The 19012-nt window shown below is 71.0% G+C and carries 18 protein-coding genes; 4 read left to right on the forward strand and 14 right to left on the reverse strand.

What is annotated here, in order from left to right; translation table 11 throughout:
- Positions 1–20: 20 nt before the first annotated feature.
- From BLT36_RS10755 to BLT36_RS10765, 3 genes are read right to left on the reverse strand one after another with little or no spacing between them, the layout of a single operon-like run.
- A complete protein-coding gene (locus BLT36_RS10755) occupies positions 21–593 on the reverse strand; it encodes a GNAT family N-acetyltransferase (protein ID WP_092095059.1) in 573 nt (190 codons plus the stop codon).
- On the reverse strand, positions 590–964 hold the full coding sequence (locus tag BLT36_RS10760) for a VOC family protein (RefSeq protein ID WP_092095061.1): 375 nt from the start codon (positions 962–964) through the stop codon (positions 590–592). The genes BLT36_RS10755 and BLT36_RS10760 overlap by 4 nt, the downstream gene beginning before the upstream one ends.
- A 23-nt stretch (positions 965–987) precedes the next feature.
- Complete coding sequence (locus tag BLT36_RS10765; RefSeq protein ID WP_092095063.1) at positions 988–1983, reverse strand: alpha/beta hydrolase; 996 nt, start codon at positions 1981–1983, stop codon at positions 988–990.
- A 166-nt stretch (positions 1984–2149) separates the two neighbouring features.
- Between BLT36_RS10765 and BLT36_RS10770 the strand changes: the two genes are divergently transcribed.
- Both BLT36_RS10770 and BLT36_RS10775 read left to right on the forward strand, forming a co-directional pair.
- On the forward strand, positions 2150–4201 hold the full coding sequence (locus BLT36_RS10770) for a transglycosylase domain-containing protein (RefSeq protein ID WP_254787566.1): 2052 nt from the start codon (positions 2150–2152) through the stop codon (positions 4199–4201).
- Between the two features lie 69 nt (positions 4202–4270).
- On the forward strand, positions 4271–5149 hold the full coding sequence (locus BLT36_RS10775; RefSeq protein ID WP_092095065.1) for a helix-turn-helix domain-containing protein: 879 nt from the start codon (positions 4271–4273) through the stop codon (positions 5147–5149).
- Here BLT36_RS10775 and BLT36_RS10780 read toward each other — a convergent pair.
- From BLT36_RS10780 to BLT36_RS10805, 6 genes are all read right to left on the reverse strand, one after another.
- On the reverse strand, positions 5032–5943 hold the full coding sequence (locus BLT36_RS10780) for an alpha/beta hydrolase (RefSeq protein ID WP_175529606.1): 912 nt from the start codon (positions 5941–5943) through the stop codon (positions 5032–5034). The two genes, BLT36_RS10775 and BLT36_RS10780, sit on opposite strands and share 118 nt — an antisense overlap.
- A gap of 38 nt (positions 5944–5981) precedes the next feature.
- Complete coding sequence (locus tag BLT36_RS10785; protein WP_092095067.1) at positions 5982–6767, reverse strand: SDR family NAD(P)-dependent oxidoreductase; 786 nt, start codon at positions 6765–6767, stop codon at positions 5982–5984.
- 162 nt (positions 6768–6929) lie between these two features.
- Positions 6930–7958, reverse strand: a complete 1029-nt coding sequence (locus BLT36_RS10790) for an ABC transporter substrate-binding protein (protein ID WP_092095069.1) — start codon at positions 7956–7958, stop codon at positions 6930–6932.
- 11 nt (positions 7959–7969) lie between these two features.
- Positions 7970–8830, reverse strand: coding sequence for an ABC transporter ATP-binding protein (locus tag BLT36_RS10795; protein WP_092095071.1), 861 nt, complete (start codon positions 8828–8830; stop codon positions 7970–7972).
- A complete protein-coding gene (locus tag BLT36_RS10800; protein WP_254787568.1) occupies positions 8827–9945 on the reverse strand; it encodes a FecCD family ABC transporter permease in 1119 nt (372 codons plus the stop codon). Before BLT36_RS10800 ends, BLT36_RS10795 begins: the two co-directional genes overlap by 4 nt.
- Positions 9942–11030: a FecCD family ABC transporter permease gene (locus BLT36_RS10805; protein ID WP_254787570.1), complete on the reverse strand. Its 1089-nt coding sequence runs from the start codon at positions 11028–11030 to the stop codon at positions 9942–9944. Before BLT36_RS10805 ends, BLT36_RS10800 begins: the two co-directional genes overlap by 4 nt.
- A gap of 19 nt (positions 11031–11049) precedes the next feature.
- Between BLT36_RS10805 and BLT36_RS10810 the strand changes: the two genes are divergently transcribed.
- On the forward strand, positions 11050–11889 hold the full coding sequence (locus BLT36_RS10810) for a siderophore-interacting protein (protein ID WP_092095073.1): 840 nt from the start codon (positions 11050–11052) through the stop codon (positions 11887–11889).
- Between the two features lie 86 nt (positions 11890–11975).
- Here BLT36_RS10810 and BLT36_RS10815 read toward each other — a convergent pair whose 3' ends face one another.
- The 3 genes from BLT36_RS10815 to BLT36_RS10825 are packed head-to-tail and all read right to left on the reverse strand — an operon-like array spanning position 11976 to position 15264.
- A complete protein-coding gene (locus BLT36_RS10815) occupies positions 11976–12884 on the reverse strand; it encodes a carbohydrate ABC transporter permease (RefSeq protein ID WP_092095075.1) in 909 nt (302 codons plus the stop codon).
- Position 12885: 1 nt separating this feature from the next.
- Positions 12886–13851, reverse strand: a complete 966-nt coding sequence (locus tag BLT36_RS10820) for a carbohydrate ABC transporter permease (protein WP_092095077.1) — start codon at positions 13849–13851, stop codon at positions 12886–12888.
- Positions 13852–13896: 45 nt separating this feature from the next.
- Positions 13897–15264 (reverse strand): extracellular solute-binding protein, encoded by a 1368-nt coding sequence (locus BLT36_RS10825; RefSeq protein WP_092095079.1) that lies wholly within the window; start codon positions 15262–15264, stop codon positions 13897–13899.
- A gap of 234 nt (positions 15265–15498) precedes the next feature.
- On the opposite strand from BLT36_RS10825, the gene BLT36_RS10830 reads away from it, so the two are divergent.
- On the forward strand, positions 15499–17001 hold the full coding sequence (locus BLT36_RS10830) for an arabinosylfuranosidase ArfA (protein ID WP_092095081.1): 1503 nt from the start codon (positions 15499–15501) through the stop codon (positions 16999–17001).
- Positions 17002–17402: 401 nt separating this feature from the next.
- Here BLT36_RS10830 and BLT36_RS10835 read toward each other — a convergent pair whose 3' ends face one another.
- Positions 17403–17696, reverse strand: coding sequence for a hypothetical protein (locus tag BLT36_RS10835; protein WP_092095083.1), 294 nt, complete (start codon positions 17694–17696; stop codon positions 17403–17405).
- A gap of 161 nt (positions 17697–17857) precedes the next feature.
- Entirely contained in the window at positions 17858–18886 is a 1029-nt protein-coding gene (locus BLT36_RS10840; RefSeq protein WP_254787571.1) for a LacI family DNA-binding transcriptional regulator, read from the reverse strand.
- Between the last annotated feature and the right edge of the window lie 126 nt (positions 18887–19012).

A 19012-nucleotide genomic window follows, 5' to 3' on the forward strand; every position in this document is an offset into this window, starting at 1 on the left:
GAGATCCTGCACCCGATCCATCAACGCCCGACCGAGAGCCCGGTGCTCGGTTCGTCGTCCCACGGGACCGGGGTCGTCTGCCCGGTCTCCCAGTCGCGGCGGAGCACGCCGTAGGCGACCGACGCGACGGGGGCCGCGCCCTCGACGGGCCAGGCCGCACGGTAGTGCGCCTCCTTCACCCAGCCGGCGCGGACGAAGACCCGGCGCATCGCCGCGTTGTCCTCACGCGTCTGCCCCTCGAACCGGGAGACGGTCGGCATCGAGGTGAACACGTGGTCGGTGACCGCCCGGAGCGCGGGGACCCCGAGGCCCCGCCCGCGGAACCGTCCGGCGATCCGCAGGTCGAACAGGGGAACCGGATCCTCGAGGTCCTCGAGCCGCACGATCCCGATCGGCCCGAGGCCGTCGTGCTCGAGCCACGACGTGTCGTGCTCGTCGTCGCGGAACGCCCCGGCGTCGATCGTCCGGGCCGCGTCCTCGGGGCTGATCGTCCTCCGCACGTGGAAGGGGAACTCCTCGCCGCTGAGGAAGGCGACGAGCGCGTCACGGTCCGCGCCGGTCGGGTCGAGCCGGACCAGACGGACGTCGCTCACAGGTAGGGCCTCGTCAGGAGCTCGATGTAGTGGCCGGAGGGATCGAGCAGGTACACACCGCGGCCGTCGTGCTCGGTGTTCGTCTCGCCCGGACGCTGGCGCTGCGGATCGGCCCAGTGCTCGCGACCCTCGGCGGTGATCCGGGCGTAGGCGCGGTCGAAGTGGTCGTCGTCGAGCAGGAACGCGTAGTGCTGGGGCGGGAAGTCCATCGGGGGTGCGGCGAACTGCAGGAGCACGCCGTCGGGGAGCTGCAGGTTGGTGAACGGGCCCCACGACGGGGCCTCGGCTGCTTCCAGGAGGTCGACGAAGAACGCCGCGGACACCGCGGGCTCCTTCGCCGCGATGATCGTGTGGTTGAACGATGCGGTCATGGCGGCCAGGGTAGCCCTCGCGCTCAGTGTCGGAGGGTCTTCGCCCAGCGCGCGATCGCGTCGTAGGCGTGCTCCCGCACCTCGGGCGCGGACAGGACGACGTCGTGCAGCGCGCCGTGCAACCGTCGGACCGTGACCTCGCTGCCGAGGGAGAGGGCTCGGTGCGCGACGACGTCGACGTTGAGCGCGACGTCGGCGCGGGCCATCCCGTCGTCCCACCGCGGCTGCAGCATGCTCTTGTCGCTGAGCATGACGAGCACCGGGACCTCGATCCCGAGCCCCGCCTCGACCGTCGCCTGCCCGTCGAACACCGCGGCGAGCCAGCCGGGGTGGAGCGGGAACCCGCGATCGGGCCGCCACTGCTGGTCGTACGTCCACGAGCCCTCGTCGGCAGCGGACACCGTGCGCGTGTAGAAGCCCGGGTCGACGGCTGGCAGTGGCGCGAGCGGGTTCCGTCGGGCGCCGAGCTTGATGACGGGCGCCACGAGGGCACGGCCCACGGCGCTCGCCTGGAACTCGAGCCAGGGACTGTTGAGGACGACCCCGGCGACGTGCTCGGGGTGGCGGGCCGCCCACAGCGACAGGGTGAGTCCGCCGGTCGAGTGCCCCATCGGGACGAGGCGGCGGTCGGTGTCGCCGCGGCGGTGCTCGGCGGCGATGACGTCGAGGGCGGCAGCGATGTCCGCGTCGTAGGTGGTCAGGTCGTCGACGAAGCCCGGGGTCTGCCGTGGCCGCAGGCTCCTGCCGTACTTCCGCAGGTCGAGGGCGTGGAACCGTGCGCCGAGCTGTTCGAGCCGATCGGCGAGCTCGACCTGGAAGAAGTAGTCGGACCAGCCGTGCACGTACAGCACGTCGACGCCGTGCAGGGGGCCGTGCGCGTGCAGCAGCAGGTCGGCCGGGGACCGTCTCCGCCGGACGAGCGTCGCGACCACCGGCCCCTCGGCGTCCTCACCGAGCGGGAGTTCGAGTCGCTCGAACGGCGCTCCGAGGACGTCCTCGCGCCATCCGTGGTCCGTCATCGGTCGAGCGTATCCGTCGACGTTCGGTAACGATCCGGTCCGCCTCGGGGCTTTCCCAGCGGACACGGCGGACTTCTCCGGAGAAGTCCCGGCTGCCGTCCGAGGTCGGCTGGGACGCTCCGGGAACCGCAGCTGCGGGAGATCCATCGACCGGGAGGCCCAGGGGATGACGTTCAGACGTGCAGGGGGAGCCGCGATCGGCTTCGTGGGCGGGAGTGTGCTCGCCGGGTTGCTGGTCGGGGTCGGCGTCACGCCGGTGCTCGCCGTGGCGGGGGTGGGGACGACCTCGGCCATCGGGGTGTTCGACTCGATGCCGGAGCACATCGAGATCGGCGACCTCCCGCAGCGCAACGAGGTCTGGGCGTACCGGGGAGGCAAGCCCGTGCTCCTGGCGAACGTGTGGGACCAGGATCGGCAGGAGCTCGCCTTCGACCAGATCAGCGACCAGCTGAAGCACGCCGCGGTCGACGGCGAGGACAAGCGGTTCTACGAGACCGGCGGCGTCGACGCTACCTCGATGGTGCGTTCCCTCGCCAGCGTGATCGCCTCGAACGGCGAGGGTGGCTCCGGTGGGTCGACCCTGACGATGCAGCTGGTCCGGAACATCAAGATCCAGCGGGCGAGCGAACTCCCGACCCAAGCCGAGCGCGACGCCGGGTACCGGGAGGCGACGAAGCGCTCCGCGAGCCGGAAGCTCGAGGAGATGAAGCTCGCGATCGGGCTGGCGAAGGAGTACTCCAAGAAGGAGATCCTCACCGCCTACCTCAACATCGCCTACTTCGGTGACCAGACGTACGGCGTGCAGTCCGCCGCGCAGCACTACTACGGCAAGGACGCCACCGACCTGACCCCGGCCGAGGCCGCGTCGCTCATCGCGATCGTGCAGTGGCCCGAGAAGCGCGACCTGTCGACGCCGTCGCACTACGACGACAACGCCGCACGCCGCGACGTCATCCTCCGGTCGATGCACGAGCAGGGGCACCTCAGCAGCGCGGAGCTGGCCGGGGCACTCGCGTCGGAGCCGGCCGACTACGTCCACGTCACGGCACCGCAGCAGGGGTGCGAGGCGGTCGCCGAGGGTGCCGAGTTCTTCTGCGACTACGCGGTCGAGGTCGCCAAGGGACTCCCGCAGCTCGGCCCGACCGAGGACCGGCGTGACGACGCGTGGCGCACCGGTGGGTACCGGATCCAGACGACCCTCGACCTCGACCTCAACGGGCAGCAGAAGGCGCTGCTCGACCGGTACGACCCGAACACCGAGTCCCGGCTCGACCTCGGGGCGACGCTCGACACCGTCGAGGCGGGCACCGGCCGCGTCCTCACCATGGCGCAGAACAAGGACTACGACCGGTCCGAGAACGCCCCGGCGACCGCGACCTCGCTCAACTACTCGACCGACCACGCGTACGGCGGCTCGGGCGGTTTCCAGGTCGGCTCGACCTACAAGATGTTCACGCTGCTGGCCTGGCTCCAGTCCGGCCGGAGTCCGGACCAGGTGGTGAACGGCACCCAGCACGCGCAGAGCACCTGGACGCAGTGCGGTCAGACGATCAACGCGTACTGGAACCCGAAGAACGACTCGCCCGGTCAGAAGGGCTCGTACACGGTCCGGGCCGCCACGGCGCAGTCGGTGAACGCTGCGTACGCCTCGATGGCTGCGCAGCTCGACCTCTGCGACATCCGCGACGTGGCCGAGAGCCTCGGCGTCCACCCCGCGCGTGGCGGTGACCTGCCGGCGAACCCGGCGGCCGTCCTCGGCACGACGAGCATCGCGCCGCTGACGATGGCGGCCGCGTACGCCGGCATCGCGAACGGCGGCGTGTACTGCGCGCCGGTCGTCATCGACCAGGTGACGGGTCCGGACGGCAAGCAGCTCGGCGGGCAGGAGAAGACGTGCAGGCAGGCGGTGTCACCCTCGGTCGCGGCCACCGCGTTCGAGGTCATGCAGGGCGCGTTCCGCGGTGGGACGGCGAGCGGCGGGCAGACCCCGGACGGCGCGACGCTGTTCGGCAAGACCGGCACCACCGACGCCGCTGACCAGATCTGGCTCGTCGGCGGGACCTCGCGTGCGGTGACGGCGTACTGGCAGGGCAACACCGACGGTGGGAAGCACAACCTTCGGCACTACGACAACGTCGAGGGGACCTACGCCGGCACGCGCGCCGCGGTCTGGCGGCAGGCGCAGACGGCGGTGAACGCGGCCCTGCCGGTCGGCTGACGTGGCCGCCGCCCGCGCGAGCGGGCGGCGGCCCTGTGCCGCAGTGCGTGAAGTGGCTACGCTTCGGTCATGGCGGACAACGCCCTCGGCGACTACCTCCGCGCTCGGCGCGGTGCCGTGCGCCCGTCCGACGTGGGCCTGCGGGTCGACGGGAACCGGCGGCGGGTCGTCGGGCTGCGCCGCGAGGAGGTCGCCGTCCTCGCCGGGATCAGCGCCGAGTACTACCTCCGACTCGAACAGGGACGCGAGCGCCACCCCTCCGACCAGGTCGTCCGGGGTCTCGCCGTGGCGCTCCTCCTCGGCCCGTCGTCCGAGGAGTTCCTGCACCGCCTGGTTCGCGACCGGGGCCGTGCCACCGACCGGGCCGAAGCGGAAGCCGAGCGGCTCGGGGTGTTCGTCCGGGCGCTGACGGCCCCCGCGTTCGTCCACGACCGGGTGCTCGGAGTCGTCGCGTCGAACGCCCTGGCACGGGCGCTCTCCCCGGCGTTCAGCCCGGGCGTGAACCTGATGACGGCTGCCTTCGAGGACGACGCCCTCCGAGACCTCTACGTGAACTGGGAGGAGATGACGGTCCGGCTCGTCTCCTACCTCCGGGTGCAGGCGGAGGCACCGCCCCTCGACCCGCGGCTGCCCGAACTCGTCCTCGCACTGTCCGAGCGGAGTCCGCGGTTCGCGGCGCTCTGGGCGCGGCAGGACGTCGACGCTCCCTCGAGCGGGGTCAACCGGCTCGAGCACCCGGCGGTGGGCCCGTTGGAGTTGCGGTTCGAACGGTTGTGCGTCGCCGGCTCCGACCACCCGGTCGTGGTCGTCTACCACGCGGAGCCCGGCAGTCAGTCGGAAGCGGCGCTCGCGCTGCTCGGGTCCGTCGTCGGTCCAGCAGCGCCGGTGCCGGCGCCGCGCGTGCCGGCTCCGGCACCCGTAGCGCCCGTGCCGACTGCTCCGGCGTGAAGTCCCTGCTCCTGCAGCCACGCGAGTGCCGCATCCGCGATGTCCCGCCACCCGGAGTCGATCGTCAGCGAGTGTCCGCGCCCGGCGAACTCCCGGTAGTCGGTGGTCGACGGGCCGCCCTCGTAGAGCTTCGCCACGGCGACGGTCACCGACCGGGGAACGGTGTGGTCCTCGGTCCCGGAGACGAGGAGCAGCGGACCGCGCTCGGCCGCGTGGGTGTCGATCGTCGCCGGTGAGTCCTTCACGAAGTTCGCCGTCGCGTCCTCGAAGAGCGGGCGCCCCGGTCCGGGGATCGTCCAGGCCTCGAAGAGCGCGTCGGACTCGTCCTCCGGGATCGCGTTGCCGAAGGCGTACCGGAACTGCTTGGCCGTCAGCGCCACGGTCCGCTTCCGGTTCGCGGGGTTCCCGAGCACCGGCAGGCCCGCGCGGAGCTGGGCGAAGGGCAGGATCTTCACGCCCTTGATCGGTGCGGGGTCGATCGCGACGGCAGCCGTGGCGAAGCCGTGGGCGAGGAGTTCCTGGGCGATGAGGCCGCCGAACGAGTGCCCGACCACGATCGGCCGCGTTCCCGACGCCTCGATGATCCCGGCGTAGTGCCGACAGATCGCCTCGATCCCGACGTCGTCGAGGCCGCTCGGGTCGGCGCGCGTCGCCTCGACGGTCTCGAGGTCACCGGGCCAGCCCGGCGCGCTCGGGTCGTACCCGGCGGCGGAGAAGTACTCCACCCAGGGCTGCCAGGCGGAGGCGTGGATCCACAGGCCGTGGACGAAGAGGACGGGGGTGCTGCCGGTCATGTCGGGTTTCCTGTCGGCTGGAGGTGGGGAAGCGGGGGTCAGAGGGTCTTGACGAGGCCGCCGTCGATGAGGAAGTCGGCTCCGGTGACGTTGCCGGCGCGGTCGCTGGCGAGCAGGAGGACGAGGTCGGCGACCTCCTCGGGCTCGGTGAAGCGGCCGGTGCTGAACCCGCTCTCCGCCTGGTGCCTCGCGGTCTCGGCGTCGACACCGGTCGTCGCGGCGATGGTCGCGGCGACCCCGTGTTCCCCGAGCCAGAGCGGTGTGGCCACCGGACCGGGGCTCACGGTGTTGAAGCGGATCCCGTCCGGGCCGAACTCCTGGGACAGCGCCTTCGACAGGTTCCAGACGGCGGCCTTCGTGGCGGAGTAGTCGACGACGAACGGGTCGGGGAGGAACGCGTTGACCGAACCGATGGTCACGACGTTCCCGCCGCCGCGGAGTCGCATGCTCGGCACGGCGGCACGGATCGCGCGGACGGCGGCGAAGAAGCCCAATTGGAGGGTGCGGTCCCACGCGTCGTCGTCCACCGTGAGGAACCCGTCCGGCCGGGGCGTGACGGCGCCGACGTTGTTCACGAGGACGTCGACGCCGCCGAGGTCCTCGGCGCGTGCGACGAGCTCGGCGGGGCCGTCCGCGGTCGCGAGGTCGACGGTGACCGGGGTGAGGCGCCCGGAGTCCGCCAGTTCGGCCAGTGCCGGCGACACGGTGCGCGAGCCGGTGACGACCCACGCGCCCTCGGCGACGAGGGCGCGTGCGACGGCGAGGCCGATGCCGGAGCTGGCTCCGGTGACGACGGCCACCCGGTCGGTGAGGTGCAGGTCCATGGGGCCACGGTAGGAAGCGCCGCGCTCCGGCGCGTGCTCGCGGTTCTCCTGGTACCCCCGCTCCCAGGGTCCGGGCCGGACGACGGTCGATCCGGACCACGGAACGGACTGGAGGCGCGGTGCCAGCTGGCACCGCGCCTCCAGTCCGTCAGACGGTCGCGTCTACGAGAGCTGCTTGCTCTCCTCGAGCCAGCCCGCGAGCTTCTTCATGTAGTCCGCCTGCGACGCGTAGTCGAGCGCCGGGAAGGTCCAGCTGTGGACCTGGCCCGCCCTGAGTGCGGCGTTGTCGGCGAACGTCGGCTGCTTCTCGAGGTCGGAGACCTGGTAGCCCTGCTGCGACAGCAGGATCACGTCGCCGCTGATCTGGCCGGCGTTCTCCCACGAGTAGATGCCCCAGTAGAAGCCCTTCGGCTTCGGGTTCACCAGGTCGACGCCGAAGGACTCGTACATCTGCAGGGTCGGCTCGTCGCTCGGCCGCGTGACGTACGCGCCGTCGCCGTCGGCGTACATCGAGACGACGGAGAGCTCGTTCTCCTTCGTGACCTCCTCGAGCCGGTCGCGGGCGGCGTCGAAGCGGTGCTCGGCCTTCTCGACCGTGGACTCCTTCGCTCCGAGCGATTCGGCGAGGTCGGCGATGTGGTCGATGACGTCCTCGCCCTTGCCGCCCCACTTCACCTGGGCGACGGGAGCGATCGCCTCGATCTGCTTCTCCTGCTCCTTGTCCTTGAAGCCGTAGCCGGGCTGCGTCGTGTCGAGCGTGCCCTTCTCGTCCGTCGGGTAGACGGACGTGACGACGAGGTCGGGCTTCAGGGCCGCGAGCTTCTCGAGGTCGACGTCGCCGTAGCCGGTGCCGAGCTGCGTGATGCCGTCGGTGTCGAGGCCCGTGAAGCGGGCGTCCTTCGCCATCGTCAGCTGACCGAAGGTGCCGACCGGGCGGAGGCCGTACTCGATGAACGAGATCGCGATGTCGTTGAGGACGACGACCCGCTTCGGCGTGTGGTCGACCTTGATCGTCGCGCCGGTGGCGTCCTTGTACGACCACGCGCCGTCGGAGGCGGTGGTGCTCCCGCTGCCGGCGGTGTCGCCGGAGCCGTCGGAGTTCGCGCTGGAGCAGCCGGCGAGGAGGAGGGCCGAGACGGCCACGGAGGTCACGAGGGCGGCTCGGAGGGAGCCGCGGCGGGGGATCTTCACGTTAGGTGAGCCTAACCTAACTCCGCTCCGGTCGCCAGTTCGAGTTCCCGGAACAGGTCGTGCTCGTCCGCTTCAGGCACGATCATCGGCGCGCCCGTCACCGGGTCGGGGATGACGCGGGCGTGGAGCCCGAACGCCCGCTCGAGCAGCGCGGGCGTGAGCACCTCGGCGGCAGTGCCGTCGGCAGCGACCCCGCCGTCGTGCAGGACGACGAGCCGGTCGGAGTAGCGCGCGGCCAGCGACAGGTCGTGCAGGACCATCACGACGGTGGACCCCTGCTCGCGGTTGAGCCGACGGACGAGCCGGAGAACCTCGAGCTGGTGCGCGAGGTCGAGGTAGGTCGTCGGTTCGTCGAGCAGCAGCGTCTCGGCCTGCTGCGCGACGACGAGGGCGATCCAGGCACGCTGACGCTGCCCGCCGGACAGGCTCGCGACGTCGCGGTGGGCGACCTCGGTGAGACCGGTGGCGGCGATGGCCTGCTCGGCGACGTCGGCGTCGTCGGCGGTCCACGGCTTCGCCCACGACTGGTGCGGGTTCCGGCCCCGCATCACCAGGTCGAGCACGCTCGTGCCGGCCGGGGCGACCGGGGACTGCGGCAGGATCGCGAGCTTCCGGGCGACGGCGCGGTTCGGTTCCTTGCGGATCGGGACGCCGTCGAGGTGGACCTCACCGGCCTGCGGCTTCAACACGCGGCCGAAGGCCTTCAGGAGCGTGGACTTGCCGCAGCCGTTCGCGCCGAGGAACGTCGTCACGGTGCCGCGTTCGATGCGCAGGTCGAGGTCCGTCAGGACGGCGTGCTTGTCGTAGCCGACGGCGAGGCCGCGGGCCTCGAGGACGGGCGTCGTGCCGGCGTGGTCGTGCGTTCGGGTCATCGGGACATCTCCTTGCGGTGACGGATGAGGAGCCAGATCAGGTACGGGGCGCCGATCACGGTCGTGATGATGCCGACCGGCACCTGCCACGGGAAGGCGGCACGGGCGAGCAGGTCGGCCGCGAGGACGAGCACGGCCCCGAGCGCCCCGGCGAGGAGCAGCGGCGGCCGGTTCGTGCCGGCGAGCCGGAGTCCGATCTGCGGGACCACGAACGCGACGAAGCCGACCGGTCCGGCAGCGGCGACGGCGGCGGCGGTGAGGACGACCGCGAGCGCGATCACGATGAGCCGGTGCCGCTGGACGGCCAGGCCCACGCCGGTGGCGACCTCGTCGCCGAGCTGCCCGATGCCGAGCGCCGCGCTCGTCGCGAGGGAGAGCGGGACGGCGATCGCGGCGACGACGAGCAGCGGCCAGAGGCTGGACCAGGACGTGCTCGACAGACTGCCGACGAGCCACTGCGAGGCCGCCGCCGCGACGGTGATCTTCGCGCGGACGAGCAGGTAGCTCGTGACCGCGTCGAGGGTGGCGCTCACGCCGATGCCGACCAGGACGAGCCGGTAGCTCTGCACCCCGCCGCGCCAGCCGAGCCCGTACACGGCGACCGCGGCGACCAGCGCGCCGATCGTGGCGGCGACCGGGATCCCGCCGCCGAGCACGAGCGACGACACCGAGTACGTGCCGCCGCCGAGCACGATCGCGGCGACCGCTCCGACGCTCGCACCGGACGTCACGCCGATGATGTCCGGGGTGCCGAGCGGGTTGCGGGTGAATGTCTGGGTGAGTGCGCCGGCGACGCCGAGCGTCAGGCCGACCAGGGCACCGGTCAGCACCCGGGGGAGGCGCAGGGTCTCCACGATGAACGCGTCGGGCCCGGATTCCAGGCCGAGCAGCGAGCGGATGACGGTCACCGGGGCGATCCACGTCGAGCCGATCGCGACGCCGAGGACGACGAGCACGGCCGCGGCACCGAGCGACCCGACGGTGTACCAGAACACGCGGGGCCGCCAGGCGAGCCCGACGGGACCGACGACGATGCCGCGGCGGCCGGGAGCGCGGGGCGCCGGCGTGGCTGCCGTGTCCGCACCGGTCGCCCGGGCGGCGTCGGTGGCGCTCACAGGGACACCAGGGATCGACGGCGGGCCACCGCGATGAACACCGGGCCGCCGACGACGGCGAGGACGATGCCGACCTCGACCTCCGAGAACCCGCCGATGAGCCGGCCGATCACGTCCGCGAGCAGCACGAGCGCCGCTCCGACGAGTGCTGACACGGGCAGGGTCCAGCGGTGCCCGGTGCCGACGAGGGCGCGGGCGACGTGCGGCACCGTCAGGCCGACGAAGCCGATCGGCCCCGCCGCCGCGGTCGCCCCGGCGGCCAGCAGCGTGATCGCCCCGAGTCCGACGAGTCGTGCGACCAGGACGTTCTCGCCGAGGCCCTTCGCCAGCTCGGTCCCCAGCCCGAGGGCGTCGAGCGCCCGGACGTTGAGGACGGCGAGGAGCAGCCCGGCGACGAGGAACGGCCACACCGCACCGAGCACGTCGAGCTGCCGGGCGGCGAGCGAGCCGACGACCCAGAGCCGGTAGGCGTCGAGGGAGTCCTGGTCGGTGAGGACCACGAACGAGGTCAGTGCTCCGAGCAGCGCCGACACCGCGGCACCCGCGAGTGCGAGCGGGACCGGGCTGGCCGTCCCGCTGCCGGCGATCGTCACCGAGAACACCACGACACTCGCGACCAGGGCACCGACCAGTGCGAACCACACGGTCGCGCCGGTGCCGGTGATCCCGAACACGTACACGCCGATCACGACGGCGAGACCCGCACCCGAGGAGACACCGAACAGTCCGGGGTCGGCGAGCGGGTTGCGGGTGTGTCCCTGCATGAGGAGTCCGGCGATGCCGAGAGCCGCGCCGACCGATGCGCCGATGAGCGTGCGCGGGATCCGGGAGCCCCACACGATCGCCTCGTCGGTGCCGCTGCCCGTGCGGGTGAGCCCGGCGAGCACCTGGTCGACACCGATCCGGTTGCTGCCGAGGAGCATGCTCAGGACGGCGACGACGGCCAGGACGACGACGAGCCCGGCGATCACCAGGACGCGGCGACGGACCGCTCGGCGGTGCACGCCGAGGGCGGCTTCGGGATCGGGGACGCTCGCGCCCGGAGCGGACGCCAGGACGGGGATCGGGGCTGGCACGGAGATCATCTTAGGTTAGCCTTGCCTCATGGCGAAGACCCCGCGGCTCCTGCCCGAGAACCCCCGGCTGTTCCGCGCCCGGGTCCTCCGCACCGAGCGCACGTCACCGTCGATGCAGCGCGTCACGGTCACCGGCGACGACCTGCACGAGTTCCCGTACCTCGGCTTCGACCACTGGTTCCGCCTGTTCACGAAGCGTCCGGACCAGGACGTCTTCCGGATGCCCGACCTCGACGGCAAGAAGTGGTGGCCGACGTTCCTCGGCATCCCCGAGGCCGTCCGACCGCACTGCGCGAACTACACGGTCGCCGCGTACCGACGGCGCTCCGACGGCACCGCGGAGCTCGACATCGACTTCGTCGTGCACACCGACCACCGAGGCGAGCCCGAGGGCCGCGCCGCGATCTGGGCCTGCGGCGCCCGACCCGGCGACGAGCTCGCGATGCTCGACCAGGGCTGCATCTTCGACGTCCCCGACGGCACGAGCGACGTGATCGTCGCCGCCGAGGAGACCGGGCTGCCCGGCGTCGTCGGCATCGCCGCCTCGCTGCCGCGCGACACCGTCGGCCGCATCATCCAGGAGGTCCCCACGGCCGCCGACGTCCGGGAACTCGACGCTCCCGCGGGCGTCAGGGTCACGTGGCTCATCCGCGACGAGGTCGACGCGCACGCCGTTCCCGGGCGGGCGGCGCTCGCCGAACTCCAGCGGCACGTGCCCGTCGACGACCGCGGGTACGCGTTCGTGGTGGGGGAGTCGACGCTCGCGACCGAGGGGCGTCGCCACCTGCACCGTGCGGGGCTGCCGAAGTCGCGCATCACGTTCTCGGGGTTCTGGAAGCACGAGGCGCGGAAGTCCGTCCCCGCCTGACCGGCGGTCGTTGCGACGCGACCAGCAGACGGACTGGAGGCGCGGTGCCAGCCGGCACCGCGCCTCCAGTCCGTCGTGTGGTCGCGTCAGCCCTTCAGACCGGACCCGGTCACACCCTCGACGATCTGCCGCTGGAAGATCAGGTAGAGGATGATCAGCGGCAGCGCCGCCAGGATCGCGCCGGCCTGGATGTCGGCGTAGCGCTGGCCGAAGCTGCCCTGCACCGTGGCGAGCCCGACCGGGATCGTCATGAGGTCCGGGTTGGACAGCACGAACAGTGGGAGCAGCAGGTTGTTCCAGACCCCGACGAACGTCAGGATCGTCACCGCTGCGATCACCGGACGCGACAGCGGCAGGATCACCGACCAGTAGACCTTCCAGATGCCCGCACCGTCGATGCGCGCGGCCTCCTCGAGCTCCTTCGGGATCCCGTCGAAGAACTGCTTGAAGATGAACACCGCGATCACGGCGGGCACCTGCGGGAAGATCACCGACCAGTAGGTGTTCAGGAGGCCCACGGCGTTGAGCTCCTGGAAGATCGGGATGATCAGCACCTGGGTCGGGATCATGATCCCGAGGATGATGAGCAGGAACGCGATGTTCCGGCCGCGGAACACGAGCCGGGACAGTGCGAACGCCGCCATCGACGCGAACAGCACGGTCAGCAGCGCCGTGATCACGCTCGTGATGCCGCTGGCGAGGTACCAGTTCCAGATGTCGCCCGCCTGGAACAGGGACGCGTAGGAGTGCAGCGTCGGGTTCCAGTTCGACAGGATCGAGTTCGCGCCGAGGGCCGCGACGCCGTTGTCGGACAGCGACGTCTTCAGCGCGAACACGCTCGGGATGAGCCAGATGATCGCGAACACCGTCAGGATGATCGCGGCGACCGTGTTGAAGCCCCTGCCGGAGACGCCGATCTTCGCGGCGTTCGCGGGTGCCGCGGCGGAGACGCCGTTGCGGAGCTTGGGGCGGGTGATGCTCTCGGTGGCGGTCATGTCAGGCACCGATCTCTCGCTTGGCGGCAGCGCGCTCGACGAGCTGCCGGATGACTGCGATCGCGACGATCACGATGAACAGGAGCACCGACGCGGCCGATGCGGCACCGAGTCGGTTGTCGGTGAACCCGACGCCGGTGATGAGCTGCAGCGAGACCTGGGTCGAGATGCCCGGACCGCCGTTCGTCATCAGGTACACCTGGTCGAAGATCTTCAGGCTGGCGATGACCTGCAGCAGGATGACCAGCGTCGTGGTGCGACCGAGGAGCGGCAGCGTGATCGACTTGATCTGCTGCCAGCTGGACGCACCGTCGACGGCGGCGGCCTCGTACAGCTCGCGGGGGATCTCCTGCAGGCCGGCCAGGTACAGCACGAAGTTGAACCCGAGGGTCCACCAGACCGTGGCGATCGCGACACCGATCATCGCGGTGTTCGGGCTCGCCAGGACGCCGGCGCCCGGGGTCATGCCGAGCAGCGTCTGCATGCTCGCCCAGAGCCCGGTGGACGGCGTGAAGATGAACACCCAGATGAGGGAGATCGTCGCCGACGGCAGGATGAACGGCAGGAAGAACGCCAGTCGGAAGAACCACTGACCGCGGTTCATCCGGTTCGTCAGCACGGCGAAGACGAACGCCAGGATGACGAGCGGCGGCGTCGTGTAGAGCGTGAACTGCAGGGTGTGCCAGAGCGACGACCAGAAGTCGGCGCGTCCGAGCATCTCCGCGTAGTTCGCGAACCCGGCGAAGCTGCCGAGCCCGGTCCGGACGGTCGAGGTGTTGAAGAAGCTCGAGACGATCATCCAGACCGTCGGGCCGAGCAGGAAGGCCAGGTAGAACAGGCCGAAGGGGGCGAGGAACAGCCAGCCGCTGCGGCCCTGGCCGCGGGTGAGGCTGGTTCGGTAGGTGCGGGTCCGCCGGGGCGCGGTCGCCGCGTCCGTGGGGCGGTCGAGGACAGGTGCTGTGGTCACGTCATCGTGCCTTTCGCGCGGTGTTCACGTCGTTCGGGTGCCGGGTCACAGCGGGCTCGGGGTGTTCAGGTAGGTCGCCAGCTGGTCCTTGATCGCGGAGAGCGCCTGCGCAGGGGAACTGCTGCCCTGCTGCACGAGGGCGAGCTGGGCACCGACGGTGTTCTCGAAGGTCGAGCCGGAGCCGCCGTACCAGGCGGGGTCGTCGAACACCGCGCTCTGGGCGGCTGAGGCGTAGTTCGACTGCGGCGTCAGCTTCTTGTAGGCGGTGCTGTCGAACGTGGGCATGTAGGCCGGGACGTGTCCGCCCTGCGCCCACGTGAGGCTCTGCTCGAGCATCTGCTTGATGAAGAGCATGTGTGCCTTCCGCTGCTCGGGCGTCCGGTCCTTCCGCGGGAGGATGAACGTGTGCGAGTCCGCCTGGGTCGCCGGCTTGTCGAAGAGCTGCGGGATCGGCGCCATGCCGAACTTCAGGCCCTTGATCGACTGCGCCGTGCTGATCTCCCATTCGCCCTGCATGAAGAACCCGGCCTTGCCGGTGAACATCAGGGTCTGGGCGGTCGCGTAGTCGAGGCCCTTGTTGAGCCAGCCGTTCTTGACCCACTTCTGGGTCATCGACGTCACCGTGTTGTATGCGTCCTCGTTCACGGTCAGCTTCGAGCCGCCGTCGCTGATGAAGGGCGTCGCGCCGTTGATCTGGTTGTACATCGTCCAGAAGAAGCGCCACGGGGTCGCGACCTCGCTGACGTTCGCGACGTTGAGGGCCGTGCCGCCGGTGACCTTCGAGACCGCGGCGAGGGCGCTCTCGAACGCGTCCAGACCCGACAGGTCCTTGAGCTTCCCGTCGCTGTCGATCAGGCCTGCCTTCTTGCAGATGTCAACGTTGTAGAAGAGGACGAAGGGGTGGGTGTCGAGCGGGATGCAGATGTTGTTGCCGTCGGTCTTCTGGGCGGTCCACGCCTTCTGGTTGAAGTCGCTCGCGCTCAGACCGACCGAGGCCAGGTCGTCGCTCGTGATCGGGTCGAGCAGGTCGCCGTCCCAGAGCGGCTTCGCCCGGGTGAGGTGGGCGATCGCGACGTCCGGCGGCTTGTTCCCGACGGTCGCCAGTGTGACCTTGGAGTAGTACGGGTTGCCCCACGCGAAGGTCGTCGCCTGCAGCGACGAGGATCCGCCGTGCTGCTTGGCGTAGCCGGCTTCCATCTCCTGCATGCGGAGTCCGTCACCGCCACCGAACAGGTTCCAGAAGACGAGCGTCTCCGGGTTGAGCGGGGCACCGGCGATGCCGGCGGCGAGGGGGCTCGAGCAGGCGGCCAGCGGCAGCACCGTTGCGGCGGCTGCGCCGGCGGCGAGGAGGCCGCGCCGGGTGAAGGCGCCACCCCTCGGAGACGTGGTGGGTACGGCGAGTTTGTTCGGCATGGCATCACTCCATCGGGACGGGCCGAGTCGGAGCAGGGTCGGTGCTCCGTGAGCGCTCACATTAGCGCTCGCGAACAGCATCCGCCACCCCTTTCGCGTCGGCGCGGAAACCGGTAACGTTTCCGTTAGGTGAGCGCTCACTTTCGTGACGGCGTGCATCGGAACCCGACCGGTCCCACACGCACCCGCACGACCCCCGCGCTCGAACGACCCGCACATGATCGAAGGAGATCCATGTCCCGCACACACCTCGTCCTCGACGCCGCGTTCACCGTGGGGCCGGTGCGACGTCGCCTGTTCGGCGGGTTCGTCGAACACCTCGGACGCCACGTCTACGACGGCATCCACGAGCCGTCCCACGAGACCGCCGACGAGCACGGCTTCCGGAAGGACGTCGTCGAGCTCGTGAAGGAACTCGGCGTCTCCGCCATCCGCTACCCCGGCGGCAACTTCGTCTCCGGCTACAAGTGGGAGGACGGCGTCGGCCCCGTCGAGCAGCGCCCCCGCCGGCTCGACCTCGCGTGGCACTCCACCGAGACGAACGAGGTCGGCCTGCACGAGTTCCAGCACTGGCTCGACCAGGTCGGCTCCGAGCTCATGCTCGCCGTGAACCTCGGCACCCGCGGCACCGCCGAGGCGATCGAGCTCCTCGAGTACGCCAACATCGACGCTGGCACCGCGCTCTCCGAGTACCGCCGCTCGAACGGTCGTCAGGAGCCGTTCGCCATCAAGATGTGGTGCCTCGGCAACGAGATGGACGGCCCGTGGCAGCTCGGCCACAAGAACGCCGAGGACTACGGCAAGCTCGCCGCCATGACCGCCAAGGCCATGCGGCAGATCCAGCCCGACCTCGAACTCGTCGCCTGCGGTTCCTCCGGCGCGTCGATGCCGACGTTCGGCGAGTGGGAGCGCACCGTCCTCGAGCACACCTACGACGACGTCGACTACATCTCCGCGCACGCCTACTACGAGGAGGGTGACGACCTGCCGTCGTTCCTCGCCTCCGGCGTCAACATGGACCACTTCATCAAGACGGTCACCACTGCTGCGGACCACGTGCAGGCGCAGAAGAAGTCGGACAAGCGGATCGACATCTCGTTCGACGAGTGGAACGTCTGGTCGATCACCAAGTGGAACGAGATGCAGAAGGAGTTCACGCTCCAGGACTGGCCGGTCGCCCCGCGCCTCCTCGAGGACGTGTACACCGTGGCCGACGCGGTCGTCGTCGGCGGCCTGCTCATCTCGCTGCTCCGCCACGCGGACCGGGTCGCATCGGCCTCGATCGCGCAGCTCGTGAACGTGATCGGCCCGATCATGACCGAGCCCGGTGGGCCGGCCTGGCGCCAGACCACCTTCTTCCCGTTCTCGCTGACCTCGCGCCTGGCGAACGGCACGTCGCTGCAGGTCAAGGCGTCCGGTGACACCGTCGACGGTGGCAAGTACGGCGAGGTGCCGGTCGTGGACTCCGCCGCCACCGTGTCCGACGACGGCGCAGCGGTGTTCCTCGTGAACCGTCACCCCTCCGAGTCGACCACCGTCACGATCGACCTGGCCGGCATCGACGCCGACGGAGACGTCCACGCCGAGGGTGTCTGGGACGACGACATCCACGCCGTGAACGCGCTCGGGGACACCGAGCGCGTCGGGCTCCGCACCAACGAGACCGTCCGCCGCGAGGGCGACACCATCACGATCGAGCTGCCGCCGGTCTCCTGGACCGCCGTGTCGATCGGCTGAGACGCCTCGGCGCGCGCTGCGGCGAGCGTCGAGTGAGCACAGAGGGCGTCGGGTCCGCGCAGCGGTCCCGGCGCCCTCTGCTGCGTGCGCTGGTGGCGGTGCGCTGGTGCTGGTGGTGCTGGGCCGAGTCTCGGGCTGGCCGACACTTCTCGGGGCTGCGGGCGCGAGGACTGTCGCTCAGCGCGAGACTCGGCGGGCCGGACCGGCGGGTCCGGACCGGCGGCGGGCCTGGAGGCGCGTGGCGGGCTGGCACCGCGCCCCCAGTCCGTCAGCGGGTGGCGGTGCTGGGCCGAGTCTCGGGCTGGCCGACACTTCTCGGGGCTGCGGGCGCGAGGACTGTCGCTCAGCGCGAGACTCGGCGGGGCCGGGCCCCCGGGCGCGGGCCGCGGCGCGGGCGCGACTCAGGAGTCGGTCGGGGGCGTGCAGCGCACGGCGCGCGCCCGCCAGCTGATCTCCTCGACGAAGGCGGCGGTGTCCGGGCCGAGGGGGTCGTCGGCGGCGTCCTCGATGAGCAGGCCGAGCGCGGGGGCGAGCAGGAACGAGGTCGTCGTGGTGCTGCCGAAGGCATCGACGGTCGGCACGGCGACGGTGTCCGCGAGCCCGGCGTGCGCCAGGGCCGCGGCGTAGTCCAGGACCGCATCGGCAGCCTCGTCGGAGGTGAGCACTGCCGTCAGGCCGTAGACGATGTTCTTCATGATCCGTGAGCCGTGGTGGAGAAGGTGAGGGCCGACGCTGGTGATGTGGGTGCGGCGTTCCTCCGGACACACGGAAGCGGCGCACACCCGGGACCGGACAGCGAGCCGGCTCCACTTGCACGGTACGCCTCGGGGCCTGACCGCGCGGGAACCGGACTGGTTCAGGCTGGCGGTGGCGCCGTGCTCGAGCGTTCGACGAGCCGCACCGGCACCAGGTCGGCCGAGGGGCGGACGGGCTCGCCCTCGATCTGGGCGAGCAGGTTCGTGACCGCTCGGCGCCCGACCTCGTCGAAGGACTGGTGGACGGTGGTGAGCGGCGGCCAGAACGAGTCGGACTCGGGGGAGTCGTCGAACCCGACCACGCTCAACGACTCCGGCACGGCGCGGCCGAGCTCGTGCGCGGCGCGGAGCACACCGAGCGCGGTCTGGTCGTTCGCGGCGAAGACGGCGGTGATCTCCGGCCGCCGGGCGATCTCGAGACCGGCGCGGTAGCCGGAGTCGGCGCTCCACCCGCCGTGGAAGACCGGTGGGACGGCGCGACCGGCTGCTTCGAGCGTGGCCTGCCAGGCGGCGAGTCGGCGGGCGGCGGAGTACGAGGACTCGGGGCCGGCGACGTGCCAGACCGTGTCGTGTCCGAGGTCGAGCAGGTGCTGCGTCGCCTGCCGTGCGCCGTCGGCCTGGTCCGTGTCGATCGCCGGGTGCTGCGTCGTGCCGGTGGAGTCGATGACGACCATCGGGACGCCGTCGGGCAGTGCGACCTCGGCGGTGTCGATGATGTGCGACTCGATGATGATCACCACGCCGTCGACGGCCTGTTCGTGGAGGCGTGAGAAGGCCGAGCGGACGCCCTCTTCCGTGCGGGAGGCCATCGGCAGCAGGGTGATCGTGAAGTCCGCGGTGCCGGCGGCGTCGGCGATGGCCTCGAGCGTGCGCATGTTGCCGTACGACGCGAGGGTGAACATGATCACGCCGATGGTGCGGAAGCGCCCGGAGCGGAGTGCCCGGGCCGCGCGGTTGGGGCGGTAGCCGAGGTCGTCCATGGCGCGCTGCACGCGGTCGCGGGTGTCGGGAGAGACGTTGTCGAAGCCGCGGGCGACGCGGGACACGGTCTGCATCGAGACGCCGGCGGCCTCGGCCACGGCGGCCATCGAGGGGGAACGGCGTGCCGCGGCGGAGAGCTCGGTCGTCACGATCGCCCCTTTCGTCCAGATCCGGGCGGGAACCCGGCGTCCGGACAGCGCCCGGTTCCCGAACGCTAGCGCATGTTGACGTTGCCATGCTATCGTCGCGACGTTCGATGTTGACGTCAACATCGA

The organism is Curtobacterium sp. UNCCL20, assembly GCF_900101675.1.
GTDB lineage: Bacteria > Actinomycetota > Actinomycetes > Actinomycetales > Microbacteriaceae > Curtobacterium.

Excerpts from the sequence above, each read along its gene's own strand:
- BLT36_RS10760 (WP_092095061.1), bottom strand. The coding sequence starts at position 964 with ATGACCGCATCGTTCAACCACACGATCATCGCGGCGAAGGAGCCCGCG.
- BLT36_RS10765 (WP_092095063.1), bottom strand. The coding sequence starts at position 1,983 with ATGACGGACCACGGATGGCGCGAGGACGTCCTCGGAGCGCCGTTCGAG.
- BLT36_RS10770 (WP_254787566.1), top strand. The coding sequence starts at position 2,150 with ATGACGTTCAGACGTGCAGGGGGAGCCGCGATCGGCTTCGTGGGCGGG.
- BLT36_RS10775 (WP_092095065.1), top strand. The coding sequence starts at position 4,271 with ATGGCGGACAACGCCCTCGGCGACTACCTCCGCGCTCGGCGCGGTGCC.
- BLT36_RS10780 (WP_175529606.1), bottom strand. The coding sequence starts at position 5,943 with ATGACCGGCAGCACCCCCGTCCTCTTCGTCCACGGCCTGTGGATCCAC.
- BLT36_RS10785 (WP_092095067.1), bottom strand. The coding sequence starts at position 6,767 with ATGGACCTGCACCTCACCGACCGGGTGGCCGTCGTCACCGGAGCCAGC.
- BLT36_RS10795 (WP_092095071.1), bottom strand. The coding sequence starts at position 8,830 with ATGACCCGAACGCACGACCACGCCGGCACGACGCCCGTCCTCGAGGCC.
- BLT36_RS10805 (WP_254787570.1), bottom strand. The coding sequence starts at position 11,030 with ATGATCTCCGTGCCAGCCCCGATCCCCGTCCTGGCGTCCGCTCCGGGC.
- BLT36_RS10810 (WP_092095073.1), top strand. The coding sequence starts at position 11,050 with ATGGCGAAGACCCCGCGGCTCCTGCCCGAGAACCCCCGGCTGTTCCGC.
- BLT36_RS10815 (WP_092095075.1), bottom strand. The coding sequence starts at position 12,884 with ATGACCGCCACCGAGAGCATCACCCGCCCCAAGCTCCGCAACGGCGTC.
- BLT36_RS10825 (WP_092095079.1), bottom strand. The coding sequence starts at position 15,264 with ATGCCGAACAAACTCGCCGTACCCACCACGTCTCCGAGGGGTGGCGCC.
- BLT36_RS10830 (WP_092095081.1), top strand. The coding sequence starts at position 15,499 with ATGTCCCGCACACACCTCGTCCTCGACGCCGCGTTCACCGTGGGGCCG.
- BLT36_RS10835 (WP_092095083.1), bottom strand. The coding sequence starts at position 17,696 with ATGAAGAACATCGTCTACGGCCTGACGGCAGTGCTCACCTCCGACGAG.